This is a genomic window from Roseococcus suduntuyensis (assembly GCF_014196305.1).
Taxonomy (GTDB): Bacteria; Pseudomonadota; Alphaproteobacteria; order Acetobacterales; family Acetobacteraceae; genus Roseococcus; species Roseococcus suduntuyensis.
Genome location: NZ_JACIDJ010000001.1, coordinates 380,321 through 398,266, shown reverse-complemented (window position 1 = coordinate 398,266; position 17,946 = coordinate 380,321). Strand labels below are relative to the sequence as shown.

Annotated in this window: 14 protein-coding genes; 8 read left to right on the top strand and 6 right to left on the bottom strand. The window is 71.0% G+C overall.

What is annotated here, in order from left to right; all coding sequences use genetic code 11:
- Together GGQ83_RS01815 and GGQ83_RS01810 are read right to left on the bottom strand one after the other, a co-directional pair.
- A complete protein-coding gene (locus tag GGQ83_RS01815; RefSeq protein WP_184381888.1) occupies positions 1 to 1,407 on the bottom strand; it encodes a phospholipase D family protein in 1,407 nt (468 codons plus the stop codon).
- A gap of 15 nt (positions 1,408 to 1,422) precedes the next feature.
- On the bottom strand, positions 1,423 to 2,280 hold the full coding sequence (locus tag GGQ83_RS01810) for an endonuclease/exonuclease/phosphatase family protein (RefSeq protein ID WP_184381887.1): 858 nt from the start codon (positions 2,278 to 2,280) through the stop codon (positions 1,423 to 1,425).
- Between the two features lie 352 nt (positions 2,281 to 2,632).
- On the opposite strand from GGQ83_RS01810, the gene rutA reads away from it, so the two are divergent.
- The 7 genes from rutA (at position 2,633) to copM (ending at position 8,914) form a co-directional block, all read left to right on the top strand.
- Positions 2,633 to 3,715: a pyrimidine utilization protein A gene (rutA, locus tag GGQ83_RS01805; protein ID WP_184381886.1), complete on the top strand. Its 1,083-nt coding sequence runs from the start codon at positions 2,633 to 2,635 to the stop codon at positions 3,713 to 3,715.
- A gap of 114 nt (positions 3,716 to 3,829) precedes the next feature.
- Complete coding sequence (locus GGQ83_RS01800; RefSeq protein WP_184381885.1) at positions 3,830 to 4,903, top strand: ABC transporter ATP-binding protein; 1,074 nt, start codon at positions 3,830 to 3,832, stop codon at positions 4,901 to 4,903.
- The gene (locus tag GGQ83_RS01795; RefSeq protein ID WP_184381884.1) at positions 4,900 to 5,763 is read left to right on the top strand and encodes an ABC transporter permease; all 864 of its coding nucleotides are present in this window, start codon (positions 4,900 to 4,902) and stop codon (positions 5,761 to 5,763) included. Before GGQ83_RS01800 ends, GGQ83_RS01795 begins: the two co-directional genes overlap by 4 nt.
- Before the next feature lie 2 nt (positions 5,764 to 5,765).
- Entirely contained in the window at positions 5,766 to 6,590 is an 825-nt protein-coding gene (locus tag GGQ83_RS01790) for an ABC transporter permease (protein ID WP_242534872.1), read from the top strand.
- 26 nt (positions 6,591 to 6,616) lie between these two features.
- Positions 6,617 to 7,771, top strand: coding sequence for an ABC transporter substrate-binding protein (locus GGQ83_RS01785; protein WP_184381882.1), 1,155 nt, complete (start codon positions 6,617 to 6,619; stop codon positions 7,769 to 7,771).
- 26 nt (positions 7,772 to 7,797) lie between these two features.
- On the top strand, positions 7,798 to 8,454 hold the full coding sequence (locus tag GGQ83_RS01780) for an isochorismatase family protein (RefSeq protein WP_242534828.1): 657 nt from the start codon (positions 7,798 to 7,800) through the stop codon (positions 8,452 to 8,454).
- Positions 8,455 to 8,524: 70 nt separating this feature from the next.
- A complete protein-coding gene (copM, locus tag GGQ83_RS01775) occupies positions 8,525 to 8,914 on the top strand; it encodes a CopM family metallochaperone (protein WP_184381880.1) in 390 nt (129 codons plus the stop codon).
- Here the strand turns inward: copM and GGQ83_RS01770 are convergent, their stop codons facing one another.
- From GGQ83_RS01770 to GGQ83_RS01755, 4 genes are all read right to left on the bottom strand, one after another.
- The gene (locus GGQ83_RS01770; protein WP_184381879.1) at positions 8,915 to 9,793 is read right to left on the bottom strand and encodes a transglutaminase family protein; all 879 of its coding nucleotides are present in this window, start codon (positions 9,791 to 9,793) and stop codon (positions 8,915 to 8,917) included.
- A gap of 49 nt (positions 9,794 to 9,842) precedes the next feature.
- Positions 9,843 to 10,826 carry a Bug family tripartite tricarboxylate transporter substrate binding protein gene (locus GGQ83_RS01765; RefSeq protein ID WP_184381878.1) on the bottom strand — a complete coding sequence of 328 codons (984 nt, stop codon included), beginning with the start codon at positions 10,824 to 10,826 and terminating at the stop codon, positions 9,843 to 9,845.
- A 130-nt stretch (positions 10,827 to 10,956) separates the two neighbouring features.
- Positions 10,957 to 13,419 carry a circularly permuted type 2 ATP-grasp protein gene (locus GGQ83_RS01760; RefSeq protein WP_184381877.1) on the bottom strand — a complete coding sequence of 821 codons (2,463 nt, stop codon included), beginning with the start codon at positions 13,417 to 13,419 and terminating at the stop codon, positions 10,957 to 10,959.
- Complete coding sequence (locus GGQ83_RS01755; protein ID WP_184381876.1) at positions 13,412 to 16,720, bottom strand: transglutaminase family protein; 3,309 nt, start codon at positions 16,718 to 16,720, stop codon at positions 13,412 to 13,414. The genes GGQ83_RS01760 and GGQ83_RS01755 overlap by 8 nt, the downstream gene beginning before the upstream one ends.
- Positions 16,721 to 16,820: 100 nt before the next feature.
- Here GGQ83_RS01755 and GGQ83_RS01750 point away from each other — a divergent pair, with 100 nt between their 5' ends.
- Positions 16,821 to 17,936 carry an aminotransferase class V-fold PLP-dependent enzyme gene (locus tag GGQ83_RS01750; protein WP_184381875.1) on the top strand — a complete coding sequence of 372 codons (1,116 nt, stop codon included), beginning with the start codon at positions 16,821 to 16,823 and terminating at the stop codon, positions 17,934 to 17,936.
- The last annotated feature ends 10 nt before the right edge of the window (positions 17,937 to 17,946 follow it).

Below are 17,946 nucleotides of genomic sequence, written 5' to 3'. Positions count from 1 at the left end.
CTACAGCTGCTCCTCCACCGGCAGGCGACGCACCACGGCGGCGGTGGCGCGGCGCCAGAACCCCGCCATGGGCTCGCGCCGCCACAGCCTTCCGTCATTCTCGCGCCAGCCCAGCCGGCCACCCTCCCACACCACCTGCCAGCTTCGGCTCGACTGCGCGAGGCGCGCATGTTCCGCCGCCACCTCGCTGGCCACGCCACGGTGGCGCACGAAGGCGCCCATCTCGGTGTTGAGCGCGGCCGAGCGCGGGTCGAGGTTGAAGGAGCCGACGAAGGCCAGCACCCCATCCACCACGAAGGCCTTGGTGTGCAGCGAGGCCCCGCGTGAGCCGAGCAGCGAGGCGCGTTCCTCGGTGGGGGTGGGTTTCAGCTCGAACAGCGTCACCCCGGCGTCCAGCAGCGCGCGGCGATACTTGGCGTAGCCGCCATGCACGGCCACCACATCGGTCGCCGCCAGGGAATTGGTCACCACCGAGACGCGCACGCCGCGCGCGCGCAGGTCGCGCAGCAGGGCGAGACCCGCGCGGCCTGGCACGAAATAGGGCGAGATGAGCAGCGCCTCATGCCGCGCCACGCGCAGCGCATCCGCGATCTCGGCCGCGATGCCCCCGGCGGCGCGCGCCCGCTTGCGCGCGCGCAGCCCGCGCCGCGCCTTGTCGGGCGGGTCGGCGACGACCTGGATGCAGCGCGCCTCCACCTCCGTCAGGTCCAGCCAGCGCGGCACCGGGCGGGCGGGTGACGCCAGCGGGGCGGCGGCCTCATGCCGCGCGCGGGCCAGCGCGAGTTCGCGCCGCAGGGCAGGCAGACTGCCGGGCAGGGCGGCGGTGGTGGTGACCTTGGCGGCGGGGCGGGAGAGGTTGCTGTTCCAGTAGCGGTTGAACACGGCCGTCGCCTGGGACGCGGCTTCGCCCATGATGGCGATGTCGAGGTCACGGAAGGCCACGCCGCCTTCCTCCACCTGGTCGAAGTATTCGTCGCCGATGTTGCGGCCGCCGACGATGGCGAGCCGCCCGTCCATGATCCAGTTCTTGTTGTGCATGCGGCGGTTCAGGTGCCAGCCGCCGAAGGCCATTTCCAGCAGCAGCCCGAGGCGTCCGAAGCGGCGCCAGCGCGTGGCGTTGAACAGCCGCACGGCGATGTTCGGGTGCGCGTCCAGCGCGCCCAGCACGCGTTCCCGCCCCAGGGCATAGACATCGTCCAGCAGCAGCCGCACCACCACGCCGCGATCGGCCGCGGCGAGGATCTCGGCGGCGAGAAGCTGTCCCGTCACGTCGCCGCGCCACATGTAGTATTGCAGGTCCAGCGTGTGGCGCGCGGCGCGGGCGCTGTCGGCACGGATGTGGAAGGCCGTGGCCGCGTCGGGCAGCAGGGCCACGCCGCCGGCGCTGAGGGGCCCGTCCTGGGCCATGGCGATGCCCGCGGCTCAGGCCGCGCGGAGCAGGGCCTGCGCGCCCTCGCCCAGGCGCACCCGCGCCGTCAGCGGCAGATGGTCGGAGGCCACGCGCGCGCGCGGGCTGTCATGCGTCACCACATCGGTGACCAGGCCTTGCGGCCAGCCCAGGATACGGTCCAGCGCCAGCACGGGCATGCGGGCGGGGAAGCTGGGGGGCGCTTTGGGCGTGGGGCCGAAGAAGGGCTCCAGCATCCGCAGCGAGGATTTCGCGCCGGGCCGCCATTCGTTCAGGTCGCCCAGCAGCAGGGTGGGCATGGGTTCGCCCTCGGCGATGGCGTCCAGGATGGCGATGGCCTGGCGCTGTCGGCTGCTCAGCAGCAGGCCGAGATGCGCGCCGACCACCCGCAGCGGACCCATCGGCAGGTCGAGTTCCGCCACCACCGCCCCGCGCGGCTCCGCACCCGGCAGGCGCAGGCGGCGGATGCGGGCCTGGGTGCCCGGCCGCACCAGCAGCGCGTTGCCGTGCCAGCCGTGGCCGTCCGGCAGTTCGGAGATGGAGAGGGGCACGAGGCCCGCCTCGCGTTCCAGCGCCGCGATGTCGAGCAGGCCGGTGCGGCGGCCGAAGCGCTTGTCGGCCTCCTGCAGGGCCACCAGGTCGGCGCCCATCTCGGCGATGACGGAGATGGAGCGGTGCGGATCGAACTTGCCGTCCGTTCCCACGCATTTGTGCAGGTTCCAGGAGGCGACGCGCAGTTCCCCTTCCGCGGCGGAATAGGCGCGGGGCGCGTCGGGCCGGTCGCGGAAGTCACGGACCAGGCGGCGGACACGGCGCGCGACGCGGCGGATGCCGGGCGTGCCCGCCAGGGGCCGGAAGGGAAGGAGCGTCATGGGGGGCGTTTCGACAATTCCCAATAGGTATCCGAGGCTTCAACGCCCCACCGCAAGATGGGATGCGCCGGCGCCGCTGCCAAGCGACAAAGCGTGCCCTGCCCGGGTTGGCGGAAGCTTAAGGCGGCGCGGACGGGCGCGTGGGTTGCCGGGAGGCCCGCGGGCCGAAACATGACGAAGCCGACACGTTCCGGGCGCGCATTTCGGCGGCGCCTGTGCAGGAATGGATGATTTTGTGTGCAATTTGCTTCTGAGTGTGCGGTCAATCCTGGTGCCGAAGGCAAGATGCCCGTTGATTGGGCTGCGCCGCGCTGCCTAGCCTTCCCCCACGCAGCGCGAGGATCCCCGCTTCATGGACATCGGCGTCTTCCTTCCCATCGGCAACAATGGCTGGCTGATCTCGACCACCTCGCCGCAATACATGCCGAGTTTCGAGCTGAACCGCGACGTGACGCTCATGGCGGAGAAATACGGCTTCGAATTCGCCCTCTCCATGATCAAGCTGCGCGGCTTCGGCGGGCCGTCGGAATACTGGGACCACAATCTGGAGAGCTTCACGCTGATGGCGGGCCTCGCCTCCATCACCACGCGGGTGAAGCTGTTCGCCTCGGTGGCCGTGCTGACGGTGCCGCCCGCGCTGCTGGCGCGCATGGCCGTGACCATCGATGCCATCGCGCCCGGGCGCTTCGGCGTGAACATCGTCTCCGGCTGGCAGAAGGCCGAGTATGAGCAGATGGGCATCTGGCCCGGCGAGGCGCATTTCGCCCGCCGCTACGACTATTGCGGCGAATACGTGCAGGTGCTGCGCGACCTCTGGGCCACCGGCCGCTCCGACTTCAAGGGCGACTTCTTCCAGATGACCGACTGCCGGGTCAGCCCGCAGCCCAAGGGCGGCAAGCTGGACGTGATCTCCGCCGGGCAGTCCAACCGGGGCATGCAGTTCGCGGCGGAATATGCCGAGATGAACTTCATCAGCGCGGGCGGTATCAATGATGTCTCGAAGGTGCGGCCGCACACGGAGCGCCTGATGGCCGCCAATGCCACGGCCGGCGCCGACTGCAAGGCGGTGCTGCTGATGATGATCATCGCCGACGAGACGGACGAGGCCGCCATGGCCAAGTGGCACCGCTATGTCGAGGGCACCGACCTGGAGGCGCTGGCCTGGCGCGACAGCCAGGCGGCGGCGGATGTGAAGGCCGAGGCGCATTCCACCGTGGGCCGCATGGTGACCTCCGACCGGGTGCCCACCAACATGCTGCGCCTCATCGGGTCCTACGAGACGGTGGCACGGCAACTGGATGAGCTCAGCGAAACGCCGGGCCTGCGCGGCGTGATGCTCACCTTCGACGACTACCTGATCGGCATGGAGCAGTTCGGCACGCGCATCCAGCCGCTGATGAAATGCAGGGCGGACAGGCTGGCGAAGGCGGCATGATGCGCGCCGCCGATTCACGCCTGCGGGCCTGCGCCCTCCGGCGATCGGAGGCGGCATGATGCGCGCCGCCGATTCACGCCTCCGGGCGCGCGCCCTCCCGCGATCGGAGGCGGCGTGAGCGTGGAGTACGATCTGGAGATCGTCGCGCTGCGGAAGAAGTATGGCGGCTTCACCGCGGTGGACGACGTGTCCCTGCGGGTGGGCAAGGGGCAGTTCGTCTGCCTGCTGGGGCCGTCCGGCTGCGGCAAGACCACCACGCTGCGCTGCGTGGCCGGGCTGGAGGAGCCCGATGAGGGCGACATCCTCATCGGCGGCAGGAACGTCACCCAGGACCCGCCCTGGGAACGCGACATCGCGATGATGTTCCAGGATTTCGCGCTCTTCCCGCACATGACGGTGGAGAAGCAGGTCGGCTTCGGCCTGGAGATGCGGAAATGGCCGGCACTGAAGCGCGACAAGCGCGTGGCCGAGGTGCTGAAGGCCTTCGAGATCGACCGCTTCGCGAACCGCAAGCCCGGCAGCCTTTCGGGCGGGCAGCGGCAGCGCGTGGCACTGGCGCGGGCCATGATCACCGAGCCGCGGCTGCTGCTGCTGGACGAGCCCATCGGCGCGCTGGACTACTCGCTGCGCGAGACGGTGATGATCGAGCTGAAGACGCTGCAGCGTCGAACGGGGATCTCCTTCATCTGGGTCACGCATGACCAGAACGAGGCCTTCTCGCTGGGCGACCTCGTCGTGGTGATGAACCACGCGAAGATCGAGCAGCAGGGCACGCCGGAGGAGATTCTCCAGCGCCCGCGCACGCCCTTCGTGGCGGGCTTCGTGCAGGGCAACAACGTCTTCCACGGGAAGGTGGAGGATGTGCGAGGCGCCGAGGCGCGCATCGGCACGGCGTCCGGCAGCTTCGTGGTGCCGGTGCTGGATCTGAAGCCGCAGCCGGGGCAGGCGGCCTCCTTCTCGGTGCGGGCGGAACGCCTGCGCCCCGCCCCGCCGGAGGGTTGGCCCAACCGCCTCGCCACCTCCTGCCGCACGGTGGAGTATTTCGGCTCCGTCCGCCGCTACATCCTGGAACGGCCGGATGGCGAGGTGATGAAGCTCGACCAGTTCGGCGCCGAACCCGCCTTCCTGATGGCCGAGGGTGCCGCCGAAATCGGCTGGCCCACGGAAGCGGGCGTGCTGCACGGATGAGCACGATCCGTCCGCGCTCGCTGCCCGCCTACCTGCTGGCGCTGCCGGCGGGGTTGTGGATGTTCGGCGCGGTGGTGATGCCCGCGCTGCTGATCCTGTGGGTGTCGCTCTGGGGCGGCACGGCGTTCGGGCCGGGCAACCCGATCACCTTGGCCAACTACGAACGCTTCTTCGCCAATGCCTCCTACCGCGGGCTGATCGCGAACACCTTCCTGCACACGCTGATGCTCATGGCGATCACGGGGGTGCTGGGCTACGGCATCGCGTATTTCCTGGTGATGAAGGTGCGAAGCCGCGCCTGGCGCACGGCGCTGTTCCTGGCCTTCATCATCCCGTTCTGGACCAGCGCACTCATCCGTGCCATCGCCTGGGTGCCCTTCCTGGGCGTGAACGGCGTGATCAACCAGGCGCTGATGGGGCTGGGCATCACCGAGCGTCCCATCGAGATCTTCCTCTATTCGCGCACCGGCATCTCCATGGCGCAGGTCTCGCTCTACACGCTGATGGCGTCGGGGCCCGTGGTCTACATGCTGGCGCAAATCCCGCCTTCGCTGCGCGAGGCGGCGATGACGCTGAAGGCCCCGCCCGGCGTGGTGTTCCGGCGTGTCATCTTTCCGCTGACGCTGCCGGGTGTCGTCATCGGGCAGGTGCTGGTGTTCCTCTCGGTCATGGCGGATTTCGCGACCGTGCAGTGGATCGGCGGCAACAAGATCGCGCTGCTGCCCAACCTCATCCTGAACTTCTACGAGGGCGCGCAGCTGCGCGCCGCCGCCGTGGTCTCGGTGGTGCTGATGGCCTGCATGCTGGTCGGCACCTTCATCGCCATGCGCGTCGTGGACATCCGCAAGCTGGGGACGTGACGATGCATTGGCGCACCCGCTCCCGCCTGATGACCGCGCTGCTGGGCACGCTGACGGTGGGCTTCCTGCTGTACCAGTGGCTGCCGGTGTTCACGCTCGGGCTGCTGTCGTTCAGCGGGCCCACGGGGGGCACGACCTTCCCGATGAACGGCGTCTCGCTCCATTGGTATCGGGAGCTGATCGAGGCCTCCATCATGAACGACTTCAAGCCGCCCTTCGGCCGGTCGGTCCTGCTGGCGGCGGCGTGCTCGGTCGTGACCTGCGTGCTGGCGGTGGCCTCGGCGCAGGCGATGCGCGGGCGCTTTCGCGGGCACAACCTGTTCTTCTATCTGCTGCTGCTGGGCATCATGGCGCCCGGCCTGCTGGTGGGCTTCGGCGTGGCCATCATGGGGCGGCTGCTGGGCATCGAGCCCGCCTGGAACACCACCGCCTTCTTCGTGCAGGTGAGCTGGACGCTGCCCTTCGGTTTCCTCGTCATGCTCGCCATCTTCAACCGCTTCGACAGCCGGTTGGAGGAGGCCGCACTCACGCTCGGCGCCAACCGCATCACCACCTTCCGGCGCATCACGCTGCCCATCGTGCTGCCGGGCGTGATCGGTGCGGCGCTGTTCGGCTTCACCCTCTCCTACGATGAATTCCCGCGGACGATGTTCACCTCGGGCGCGGACATGACGCTGCCGCTGGCCGTCATGGCGCAGCTCGACCGCGAACTCACGCCGGAGCTCTACGCCATCGGCACCGCGACCACGCTGCTCTCGCTGGTCGCGATCCTGGCCTGCACGCTGATCCTGGTTTCGCTGCGCCGCACGGCGCGGCCCGGTTCGTGACACTCCAACAAGGGGACTGACGCAGCATGACGATTTCCCGCCGCACCCTGCTCGGCGCCGGTCTCGCGGCACCTGGCCTCATCATCCCGCCCGCCGCCATGGCGCAGGCCCGCACCATCAGCCTGGCCGGCGCCAGCTTCGACATCCGCGAACCCATCCTGCGCGAATGGGTTCGCCGCACGAACGTGACGCCGCGGCCCTGGGTGAATGCCTCCACCCTGGCCCGCGCCGACCGCATCCGCACCGCGCAGGTGGACCTGGCCACGCTGGACGCGCCCTTCGCAAAGTACGCGCATGACGAGGGGCTGACGCAGCCCATCGACGTGTCGCGGCTCACGCATTGGAACCGGCTGCATCCGTTGTTCGCGGAAGGCCAGGCGACGCCCGACAGCCCGCTCGGTCTTGGTGCCAATCCCGGCCGGATGATGTGGCTGAACCCGGAAAAGACGCGCACCATCTTCGCGCCGATGTTCTTCCAGATGGACAGCATCGGCTACAATTCGCGCCATGTGCAGGCGGAGAACAACACCCTCTCCTGGGGCGAGCTGTTCAACCCGCGCTATCGCGGCCGCGTGGCCCTCTTCGGCATTGACTGGCTAGGGATGCTGGACGCGGCACTTGGCATGCAGGCGCTGGGGCTGCTGCCGGCCACGACCAACCCCACCAACCTGACCAACAGCGAGGTGGACACCGTCATCGCCTTCCTCATCGAGAAGAAGCGCGAGGGGCATTTCCGCGCGCTGTGGCGCGCCTATGGCGAGCTGGTGAACCTCATGACCTCGGAGGAGGTCTGGATCGCCGATGCCTGGTGGCCGGTGGCGGTGGAGGTGGCACGCCGCGGGGTGCCCATGCGCTATGCGGTGGCGAAGGAGGGCTATCGCGCCTGGTGCCAGGGCTATGCGATTTCGCAGAACTGCCGTGACCTCGACCTCGCCTATGACTGGCTGAATTTCTGGATGGCGGGCTTCCCCGGCGCCCGCCAGTCCGAGATCGGCTACTTCTCCACCACCGACACCTACGGCCCCTATCTGGAGGAGAGCGTGAAGCGCGCCGTCTATGATGGCGTGGACCGCGACGGCGGCTCGCTGGAGGACCGCGCGCGCAAGGTCTATGTGTGGAACACGCGGCCCGACAACATGGGCTACTACACCGAGAAGTGGAACGAGTTCCTCGCGGCCTAGACGGAGTTCGCATGCAGGAAAGTGACATGACCGCGCGGCAGCTCTACGCCGCGCTGAAGGCGGCCCCGCCGCGCGCGCGCTTCGGCTTCGGGCGCCGCGCGGCCCTGGTGAACGTGGACCCGCAGCGCGCCTACACCGATGTCGCCGCCTTCCCCGCCACCGCCTACGAGACCGACCCACGGCAATGCGAGCACATCAACACGCTCGCCGCGCTGTGCCGCGAGAAGCGCTTTCCCGTGGTCTGGACCTATGTCGCCTATGTGGAGAGCGGCGAGGATTGCGGCGTCTGGGGCACGCGCACCGACACGCCCGACAGCTTGCAGAACATCAAGGAGGGTTCGGCACGCGCGCAGTTCGACCCGCGCCTGGACATCGCGGCCCACGACATCGTCATCAAGAAGCGCATGGCCTCGGCCTTCTTCGAGACGAACCTGCGTTCGCTGCTGACCTTCCATGGCGTGGACACCGTCATCGTCACCGGCGGCTCCACCTCGGGCTGCGTGCGGGCGACGGTGGTGGAGGGGTTGTCGTCCGGCTACCGCATGGTGGTGCCGGAGGAATGCGTGGCCGACCGCCACGAAAGCCCGCATTTCGCGAACCTCTACGACATGGCGGTGAAATACGCGGACGTGCTGCCGGTGGGCGATGTGCTGCTGGGGCTGGCCAGGCTGGAGGGGCGCTGAATAGCCGCGCTTGACCTTCCCATGGTGGCACGCCGCATCCCTTGGCGAACACCACCTCGGGAGAACTCACATGCGCCGCGCCATCCCCCTTCTTCTCGCCGCCCTGATGCTGGTCGGCGCCGGCAGCGTGCTCGGCTATGTGCTGGCGCAAGGTGGCGGCGGGCATGGCGGCCACGCCCACCGCCACGCGGCCGCCCCGCCCGCCAGCGCCTCCACCGTGGCCTACATGGAGGCTAACATGCGGATGCACGCGGCCATGGACATCACCTACACCGGCGACGCCGACCGCGACTTCGTGGCGGGCATGATCCCGCACCATGAGGGGGCCATCGCCATGGCGCGCATCGTGCTGGAACACGGGCGCGACGCCGAGGTGCGCGCCCTGGCCCAGGACGTGATCCGCGAGCAGGAGCGCGAGATCGCGCAGATGCGCGCCATCCTCCAGCGGCTGCCGCGCTGATCACCGCGTGGGCAGCGCGTCCTCCAGCGATTCCAGGTCCACGCTGACGGTCAGGCGGTGCTCGCCGCCGCCCAGCAGCACGCCGCGCAGGGGCGAGACATCCGCGAAGTCGCGCCCCCAGGCCAGCACCACATGCTCGTCCCGCACCACGATGCCGTTGGTGGGGTCGAGCCCCAGCCAGCCCTGCCCCGCGCCTATCCAGGCCGAGACCCAGGCATGGCTCTGGTCGGCCCCGCGCCGCCGCGCCTGGCCCGCCGGCGGCCGCGTGCGGATGTAGCCCGACACATAGCGCCCCGGCAGGCCGAGCCCCCGCATCCCCGCCAGCATCACCTGCGTGAAGTCCTGGCAGACGCCGCGGCGGGTGCGCATCACCTCCGCGATGGGCGTGGTGACGCTGGTGACCCCCGCCTGGAAGCTGAAGTCGCGCCGGATGCGGGCGTTGAGGTCCAGGAGCCCCGCCAGCACCGGCCGGCCTGGCGGGAAGGAGGGGCGTGCATAATCCGTGGCGGCGGACAGCGGCGGGATCAGCCGCGTGGGGGGCAGGAAATCGGCGGTCTCCACGCCCTCGGCGGCGGCGGCGACCGTCTCCCAGGGGGGCGTCGCCTCGGGCGGGGGCGGTGGGGGGAAGCAGACGTCCACCAGGCTCTCCGCCTCCACCTCGAAGCTGGTGTGGGGGGCCGCCAGGAAGAGGCGCGTGGCCGGGTTGCCGAAATGGTCGTGCGTCTCGGTGTGGTGGTCGGGGGCGGGCAGGCAGGTCAGCCGCGCCGAGATCACCTTCTGGCCAGGCAAAGCGCGCGGCTTCAGGTGCAGCAGGTGCGCGGCCAGGTCCACCGGCTGGGCGTAGTCATAGGCCGTGCGGTGGCGCAAGGAGTAGATCATCCGCCGGACCCTATCGCAGGTTGGGGGCCGGCGGATACCGGCGCATGGGTCAGCCGAGCGAGATGTTGGCCGCCCGCACCACCTCGCGCCAGGCCGCCGTCTCGCGCGCCAGCCGGGCGGTGATGTCGGCGGGGGAGAGCGGCCGCACCAGCGCGCCGGCCTCGAAGGCGCGGGTGCGCAGGGCGGGCTGTTCCAGCACCTCGTTCAGCTTCGCGGTCAGCATGGCGTTGATCTCGGCCGGCACGCCGCGCGGGGCGTAGAGCGCGAACCAGACATTCAGGTCGAGGTCGCGCAGCCCTTCCTCGGCGGCCGAGGGGATGTCGGGCATGCCCGGGTGGCGTTCATTGCTGGACACCGAGAGCGCGCGCAGCCGCCCGTCCCGCACCAGCGGCGTCAGCGGCGGGGGGGAGTTCATGTAGAAATGCACCCGCCCGGCGATGAGGTCGCTGATGGTCTCGCCCGTGCCGCGATAGGGCACGTGCAGCAGGTCTATCCCCGCGCGCTGCTTCAGCAGTTCGGCGCCCAGATGGTGCATCGAGCCATTGCCCGCCGAGGCATAGGTCAGGTCGCCGGGCCGCTGCTTCGCGTGCTCGATGAACTCCCGCAGGCTGCGGACGGGAAGGCTCGGGTGGGTCACGAAGAGCTGCGGCGTGTCCGACACCTGGCCGATGGGCGTGAAGTCCCGCATCGGGTCTATGGTGCCGATGCTGTTGGTGGCGGGGCGCCCGGCCATGGTGCCGCAATAGCCCATCAGCAGGGTGTGCCCGTCGGGGCGGGCGTTGAGCACCGCGTTCAACCCGATCACGTCATTGCCGCCGGGGCGGTTCTCCACCACGACGGTGGTGCCCAGCGCCCGGCCCAGCGGTTCCTGGATCAGCCGCGCCGCGTAGTCCGTGCCGCCGCCGGCGGGCGAGGGCACGATGATGGTGACGGGCCGCGAGGACAGGGCGGATTGCGCCTGCGCCAGTGCGGGTGCCGCGAGCAGGGGGGCGGCGGCGAGCAGCGCGCGGCGCCCGGTGAGGTGGCGGGGCATGGGGTTTCCTTCCTGACTGAACGCCGATTCACGCCCTCGGTGTTCCACCGAAGCCGATCGGACGCTGGCGCCGCTTCACGCGGCTGCCTTGCCCGGAAGTCTGGCCCCGCCCATGCGGGGCCGGCAAGCCTCACACCTCGATCACCGCCGCCTCACCCATGTCCACCCCCACCGCGCGGGCGGGCGGCAGCAGCGCGAAGTAGCGGCGCGACACCACGTCGGACAGCGTGGCCAGGTCCTGCGCGATCTGGCGGAGTTCCGGCGGCAGCAGGGCCGCTTCCTGCGCCTGGTCGCGCGCGGCCAGAAGGCGGGGGGTGATGTCCTCCGCGATGGCGAGCAGGCGTTCGGCCTCGGCCGCGCCGGGGTCGTCCGGGTCGGCCGAGACCTCGCCCAGCGCGTCCGCGATGGCCTGGAGCTGGAAGGCAAGGCCGCGCGGATTGGCGCCATCCGCCAGCACCAGGTCCAGCGCGGGCGCCGGCTGCAGCACGCCGAGGTAGCGGCTGCGGTAGGTGATGACGGAATCACACAGTTCCAGCACCAGGCGCAGCCCAGCCTCGATGCGCGCGGGCGGGCCATCCAGCGCCACCGCCACCTCGGCCGCCACGGCCTGGGCGCGTTCCATGCGGCGCCCGAGTTCCAGAAAGAGCCGCGCGCCGCCGCGCACCATGTTCTCGGCCGCGACGCCCGCCACCGCATTGGCGAAGCGCAGCGAGGGGATGAGCGCGCGGCCCAGGTCCTGAAGGTCGGGCAGGGGGGTGGCCAGAGCCTCCTCCGCCGCGCGCAGGGTCTGGGTGAAGGTGGCGTGCATGTCGGCCGTCAGCCGGTCGCGCACCGCCTCGATCAGCCCGCCGATGCGGCGGTGCAGGTCGCGCACACCCGGGCGCGCACCGCGCATCAGCGCCTCGGCCAGTGGCGTGAGGCTGCCGGCGCTGACGCGCGCCTCGTCATCCACCAGCGCCGCCTCGCGCAGGCAATGGGTCAATGCCGAGAGTTCCGCCAGCTCGCGGGGCGAAAGCCCGCCGCGCCGCAGCCGGGCGATGGTGGCGCGCAGCAGCCGCGCCCCGCGATCGAGACGCTCCACATAGCGGCCCAGCCAGAACAGGTTGTCCGCCACGCGCGAGGGAATGGCGGCCGGCGTGCGGCGGATGGCGAGTGGCGGGGCGGATTGCGCGGCGGGGCCGATGATGGCCTCGCCCGGGTCGGCCGGCACCCAGACATCCTTGCACCAGCCCGCGCCGGGCAGGCGGCCGGTCAGCCGCGTGCCGGGGCTGACATGGCGGACGAGGCCCCCCGGCAGCACCTGCCAGTTCATCCCGTCCGAGATGGCGAACATCCGCAGCACCAGGGGCACGGGGTTCAGCTTGCCCTCTTCCAGCGCCGGGGCCACGGGCAGGGGGGGCAGGGCGATGGCGGCCTGGGGCAGGCCGGTGGCAGGCGACCAGGATTCGGGCGCCAGCCCGTCCCCGGCGGGGCGGAAGGCCCAGGCGGCATGGCCGGGGGGCAGCGGCGGCGGCGCCTCGTGCGCGCGCAGCCAATGGGTGGGCAGGGAGGGCAGGCGCAACTCTTCGCCCAGCAGGCGTTCGCACAGCGCGGGCAGGAAGGCGGGCAGGGCCGGCATCTCGGCCAGGGCCGCGCCAGGGGCGTTCAGCAGGGTCAGCGCGCCGTGGCGGGCCGCGTCCAATATGCCTGGAACACCGGCCGCCGCGTGGGAATCGGGCTGGTCCAGCGGATCGAGGCTTGCGGCATTCAGGCGGCTCAGCACCACGTCCACCGGCTGCAGCCCCACCAGCGTCTTGAGGTAGAGCGCGCCGCCGCGCACCGTCAGGTCGCCGGGTTCGACCAGCGCGCAGCCCAGCTCGCGCGAGAGCACCACATGCTCGAACCAATGCGCGTCGCTGGTGCCGGGCGAGAGCAGCGCCACCGCCGGGTCCGGCTTGTGGCGGGGGGCGAGGCGCGACAGCGCCTCCTGCCACAGGTCGAAGAAGGGGGTGATGGCGCGCGGCAGCAGGGTCCGCATCGCCTCGGGCATGGCGGAACCGATCAGGCGCCGGTTCTCCAGCAATTGCCCGAGGCCGGAGGCCGTGCCCGTGCGGTCCTGCAACACCGCCCAGCGCCCATCGGCGCCGCGCAGCAGGTCCACCGCGTAGAGGTGCAGCTGTGGCCGGTGCGCCGGCCTCATGCCCTGGCGGGCGGCGCGCAGGAAGGCGGGGCTGCCGAAGACCAGCGGCGCGGGCAGCAGCCCGGCGGCCAGCGTCTCCTGCGCGCCGTAAAGATCGGCCAGCAGGGCATCCAGCAGCCGGGCGCGCTGGATGATGCCCTCGGCCAGCGCCTCGAACTCCCGGGGTTCCAGCGGCAGCGGTACGGGGTCAAGTCGCCAGGCGCCGCTGCCCGCCGCGCCGGGGAGGATGGAGGCCACCCCTTCCTCCAGCATCGCGCGCGTCAGGCGGTCGCCACGCTCGGCCACCGCGGGGCGGCCCAGGCTGCCGATGACGCCCACCACCCCGCGCCAATGGGCGCGGATCTCGCCCTGGCCCGAGACCATCTCATCCGGCCCGTCCTCGAACAGGGCGGCGGGCCAGGGCGTTTCAGGCATGGGCGCGCAGGTCCAGCGTGCAGGGGTGTTCCAGGCTGGGGGCGGCGACGGGTTCGGCCATCAGGCCGGGGGTGTGACCGATGGGGTAGAAGCGCGCGCGGCGCCGTGCCTCGGCCGAGTTCGCGTTCACCGGGAAATCCGCATAGGAGAGGCCGCCCGGGTGCACCACCTGGTGTGTCAGCCCGCCCAGCGAACGGCCCGTCCAGCGGTCATACACATCCAGCACCAGCGGCCCCTGGGCGCGCACGGTGGGGTGCAGGGCCGAGGGCGGGTCCCAGGCCTTGAAGCGGATGCCGGCCACGTATTCGCCCGTGCGTTCCGTCGCCATCAGCGGCACGGCCACGCCGTTCGCGGCCAGCACGAAGCGCTCGGGCACCCAGTTGGTGACGCGCGCCTGCACGCGCTCGGCGCTGCTGTCCACGTAGCGCACGGTGCCGCCGGCCGCCGCCTCCTCGCCCAGCACGTGCCAGGGTTCGAGGGCGTGGCGCAGTTCCACCTCCATGGCGGCCACTTGTGTGCCGCCGATCTTGGGGAAGCGGAACTCGATATGCGGCGCGAACCAGGCGGGATCGAGCGGCGTGCCGATCTGCGAGAGTTCCTCCAGCGCGCCCCGGAAGTCCGCCAAGCAGTATTCGGGCAGCATGAAGCGGTCATGCAGCGCGGTGCCCCAGCGCACGAGGGAGCGGCGGTAGGGCTTCTCCCAGAAGGCGGCGAGTGCGGCGCGCATCAGCAGCATCTGCGCCATGCTCATCTCGGCGTGCGGCGGCATCTCGAAGGCGCGGAATTCGACAAGGCCGCGGCGGCCGCCGCTGTGGTTCGGGTCATACATCTTGTCGATGCAGAACTCGGTGCGGTGGGTGTTGCCCGTCATGTCCGCCAGCAGGTTGCGGAACAGGCGGTCGGTCATCCAGGGCGGCGGGTTGGGGCCGGCGCGGTCGAGTTCGCGGAAGGCGATCTCCATCTCGCGCAGCGCGTCCATCCGCGCCTCGTCCACGCGCGGGTGCTGGCTGGTGGGGCCGATGAAGAGGCCGCTGAACAGGAAGCTCAGCGAGGGGTGGTTGTGCCAGAAGGAGACGAGGCTGCGCAGCAGGTCGGGCCGGCGCAGGAAGGGGCTGTCGGCGACCTTGGTGCCGCCCATGACGACATGGTTGCCGCCGCCGGTGCCGACATGGCGCCCGTCCAGCATGAACTTCTCGGTGGCGAGGCCGACCTGCCGCGCTTCCTCGTAGAGCTGCGTCGTGCGCTCGCTCATCTCCGGCCAGGAATGGGCGGGGTGGATGTTCACTTCGATCACGCCCGGGTCGGGCGTCACGGAAAAATGGTTCAGCCGGTCGTCGGAGGGGGGCAGGTAGCCTTCGAGGAACAGCTTGCGCTTGGCCTCGGCGGCCGTGTCCTCGATGGCGGCGACCAGTTCCAGCCAATCCTCCGCGGCAGACAGCGGCGGCAGGAAGACATGCAGCAACCCGCCCCGCGCCTCCACGCAGAGCGCGGTGCGGACCTGGGCGGGATCGTTGATGTCCACCTCGGGCGCGGGCTGCGGCTGCGGGCGGAAGCCCTCGATCCCGCCATTCCGCGCGGCGCCGGCGCGCAGCTGGTCCCGCCGCGGCAAGGGCGGCTTTTCCGCGAAGGGGTCGGGCGGGCTTTCGGCCTCCAGCGCCGCGGCCTTGGGGTCGATCCAGGGCAGCGAGGCCAGCGGCAGGCGCAGGCCCATGGGCGCGTCGCCCGGCGTCAGGAACAGCGTGTCCTCGCGGAAGAACCAGCGGCCCGACTGCCAGCGCCGCTGGCCCGCCCGCACCACGCGGCGCAGCGGCAGCACGGCGCCGGCGGGCTCCGCGAGGCCCTCGGTGAACAGGCGGCGCATGCGCGCGCGTTCCAGCGGGTCCGCGAGCTTGCTGTCCTCGGCCACCACATTGGCCGGCAGGCGGGCTTCCTTCCACAGGTAGTAGTGGACGTCCTCATGCGCGGGCACGGCGAGCGCCGGGTCCACCTGCAGGCGTTCGGCCAGCTGCTTGGCGAAGCGGATGGCGTCCAGCGCCGTGGCGTCGTCCTTGTCGTCGTCCGAGGCCAGCAGGGCCGCATCGCGCCACACCGCCTCGCCATCCGGCCGCCAGATGCATTCCAGCGCGAAGCGCGGCAAAGGCTCGCCCGGATACTGCTTGCCTTGGCCATAGTGCAGCACCGCCCCGGGCGCCCAGAGCGGGGCCAGCCGCCGCAGCAGCCGCCCGGCAAAGGCCCGCTTGGTGGGGCCCATGGCGTCGGTGTTCCACTCCGCGGCCTCGCGGTCGGTGGCGGCGACGAAGGTGGGCTCGCCGCCCATGGTCAGGCGCACGTCGTGCCGCTTCAGGGCGGCGTCCACGCGCTGCCCGGCCTGCTGGATCGCCTGCCATTGCTTGGGCGTGTAGGGCTTGGTGACCCGCGGCGTCTCGCGCAGGCGCACCACCTTCATCTCGAAGCCGAACTCCACCTCCGCCTTCTCGACGCCGCCCGAGATGGGCGCGGCCGAGGCCGGTTCCGGCGTGGAGGCGAGCGGGATATGCCCCTCGCCCGCCAGCAGGCCGGAGGTGGCGTCGAAGCCCACCCAGCCCGCGCCGGGCAGGTAGATTTCGGCCCAGGCGTGCAGGTCGGTGAAGTCGGTGCTGGGGCCTTCCGGCCCGTCCAGCGGCTTCACATCCGCGACGAGCTGGATGAGGTAGCCCGAGCAGAAGCGCGCCGCGAAACCGAGATGCCGCGCCGCCTGCACGAACAGCCAGGCGCTGTCCCGGCAGGAGCCGCTTCCCTCTTCCAGCGTGCGCTCGGGGTCCCACACGCCCGGCTCCAGCCGCACGATATAGGCGATGCGCTCCTGCACGCGGCGGTTCAGGTCCAGCAGCAGGTCCACGCTGCGCTGCCGCTCGCGCGGGATGTCGGCCAGCAGGGATTTCAGGCGCGGGCCGGGCGCCTCGGCGCGGCGGAAGGGGGCAAGTTCCTGGTCCAGCACCGGGTCGTAGGCGAAGGGCCAGTGCTCCGCGTCCGGCTCCAGGAAGAAGTCGAAGGGGTTGATGGTGGCCATGTCGGCCACGAGGTCCACCGTCACGTCGAAATGCGTCACGCGCTCGGGGAAGACCACGCGCGCCTGGAAATTCCCCTGCGGGTCCTGCTGCCAGTTGATGAAGTGGGGCTTGGGCTCGATCTTCAGGGAGTAGGACAGGATGGGCGTGCGCGCATGCGGTGCCGGCCGCAGCCGGATCACCTGCGGGCCCAGCATCACCGGGCGGTCATAGCGGTAGGTGGTGCGGTGGGTCAGCGCGGCGTGGATGGACATGGGCAGCCCGATCTGTGGTTGCCCGAGGTTATAGGCGCCTTTGCGCGCTACGAAACGGCGAAGATTGCGCGTTTTTCGCGCCTGGCCACACACTTGGCACATGAGCACGCTGTTCGACGCCAATGATTTCCGCATCCCGCCCGGAATCCTGCATCTCTGCGCCGGGGGGAAGACGCCCGCGCTGCACGCGCTGGATGGCGCGCTGGGCCGCTACCTGGCCGACAAATCCGATGGGCCGGCGGGCGATGCGCGGCAGGAGGCGATGGTGGCGCGGCTGCGCGACAAGCTCGCCGCCGGCTGGGGCTGCGCGATGGAGGAGATCGGCCTCGTCTCCTCGGTGGCCGAGGGTGTCGCCATGCTGGCCGAGAGCCTCGAATGGACCGAGGGCGACGAGGTGGTGCTGGCCGACATCGAATACCCCTCGCTCGCCGCGCCCTTCGCCATGCGGCCGGGTGTCACGCTGCGCGTGGCGGAAGGGCCGGGTGGCGTGGCCGCGCTGGTCGGCCCGCGCACGCGCGTGATCGCGGTGAGCAGCGTGAGCTTCCTCACGGCCGAGCGCGTGGACCTGCACGCCCTGCGTGCCCTGGCCGACGGCGTGGGCGCGCTGCTGGTGGTGGACCACACCCAGGCGGCGGGCTGGGCGCGCATCGAGGCGGGCGTGGCCGATTTCGCCTTCGCCGCCTGCTACAAATGGATGCTGGGGATCAGCGGCATCGCGGTGGCCTATTGGAATCGCGTGCGCCAACCGGATTGGGCGCCGCGCAGCGCGGGCTGGTATTCCATGGCCGTGCAGGGGCGGCCCGACTGGACCCAGCCCTTCGCCCTGGTGCCCGACGCCATGCGCTTCTGCCGCGGCAACCCCAACCATGCGGGCGTCTATGCGCTGGATGCCGCGCTGGATTATCTCGCGCGGCATGAGGGGATCGAGGCGCATGTGCTGGCCCTGGCCGGCGAATTGCGCGCGCGCTGCCTGGCGGCGGGGTTGCCCATGATGACGCCCGAAAACCATGGCGCCAGCGTCTGCCTGCCCCACCCGGAGGCGGCGCGCGCGGTTCGGGAGCTGGAGGCGCGCGGCGTGCTGGTCTGGAACGGCCGCGGCCGCATCCGGGTGAGCTTCCACGGCTACAATGGCGAGGCGGACGTGGCTTGGGCGCTGGCGGCGTTGAAGGGGGTGTTCAGCGTCCGATCGGCTTCGGCGTCTTCGCCGGAGGCGTGAATCGGCCGCT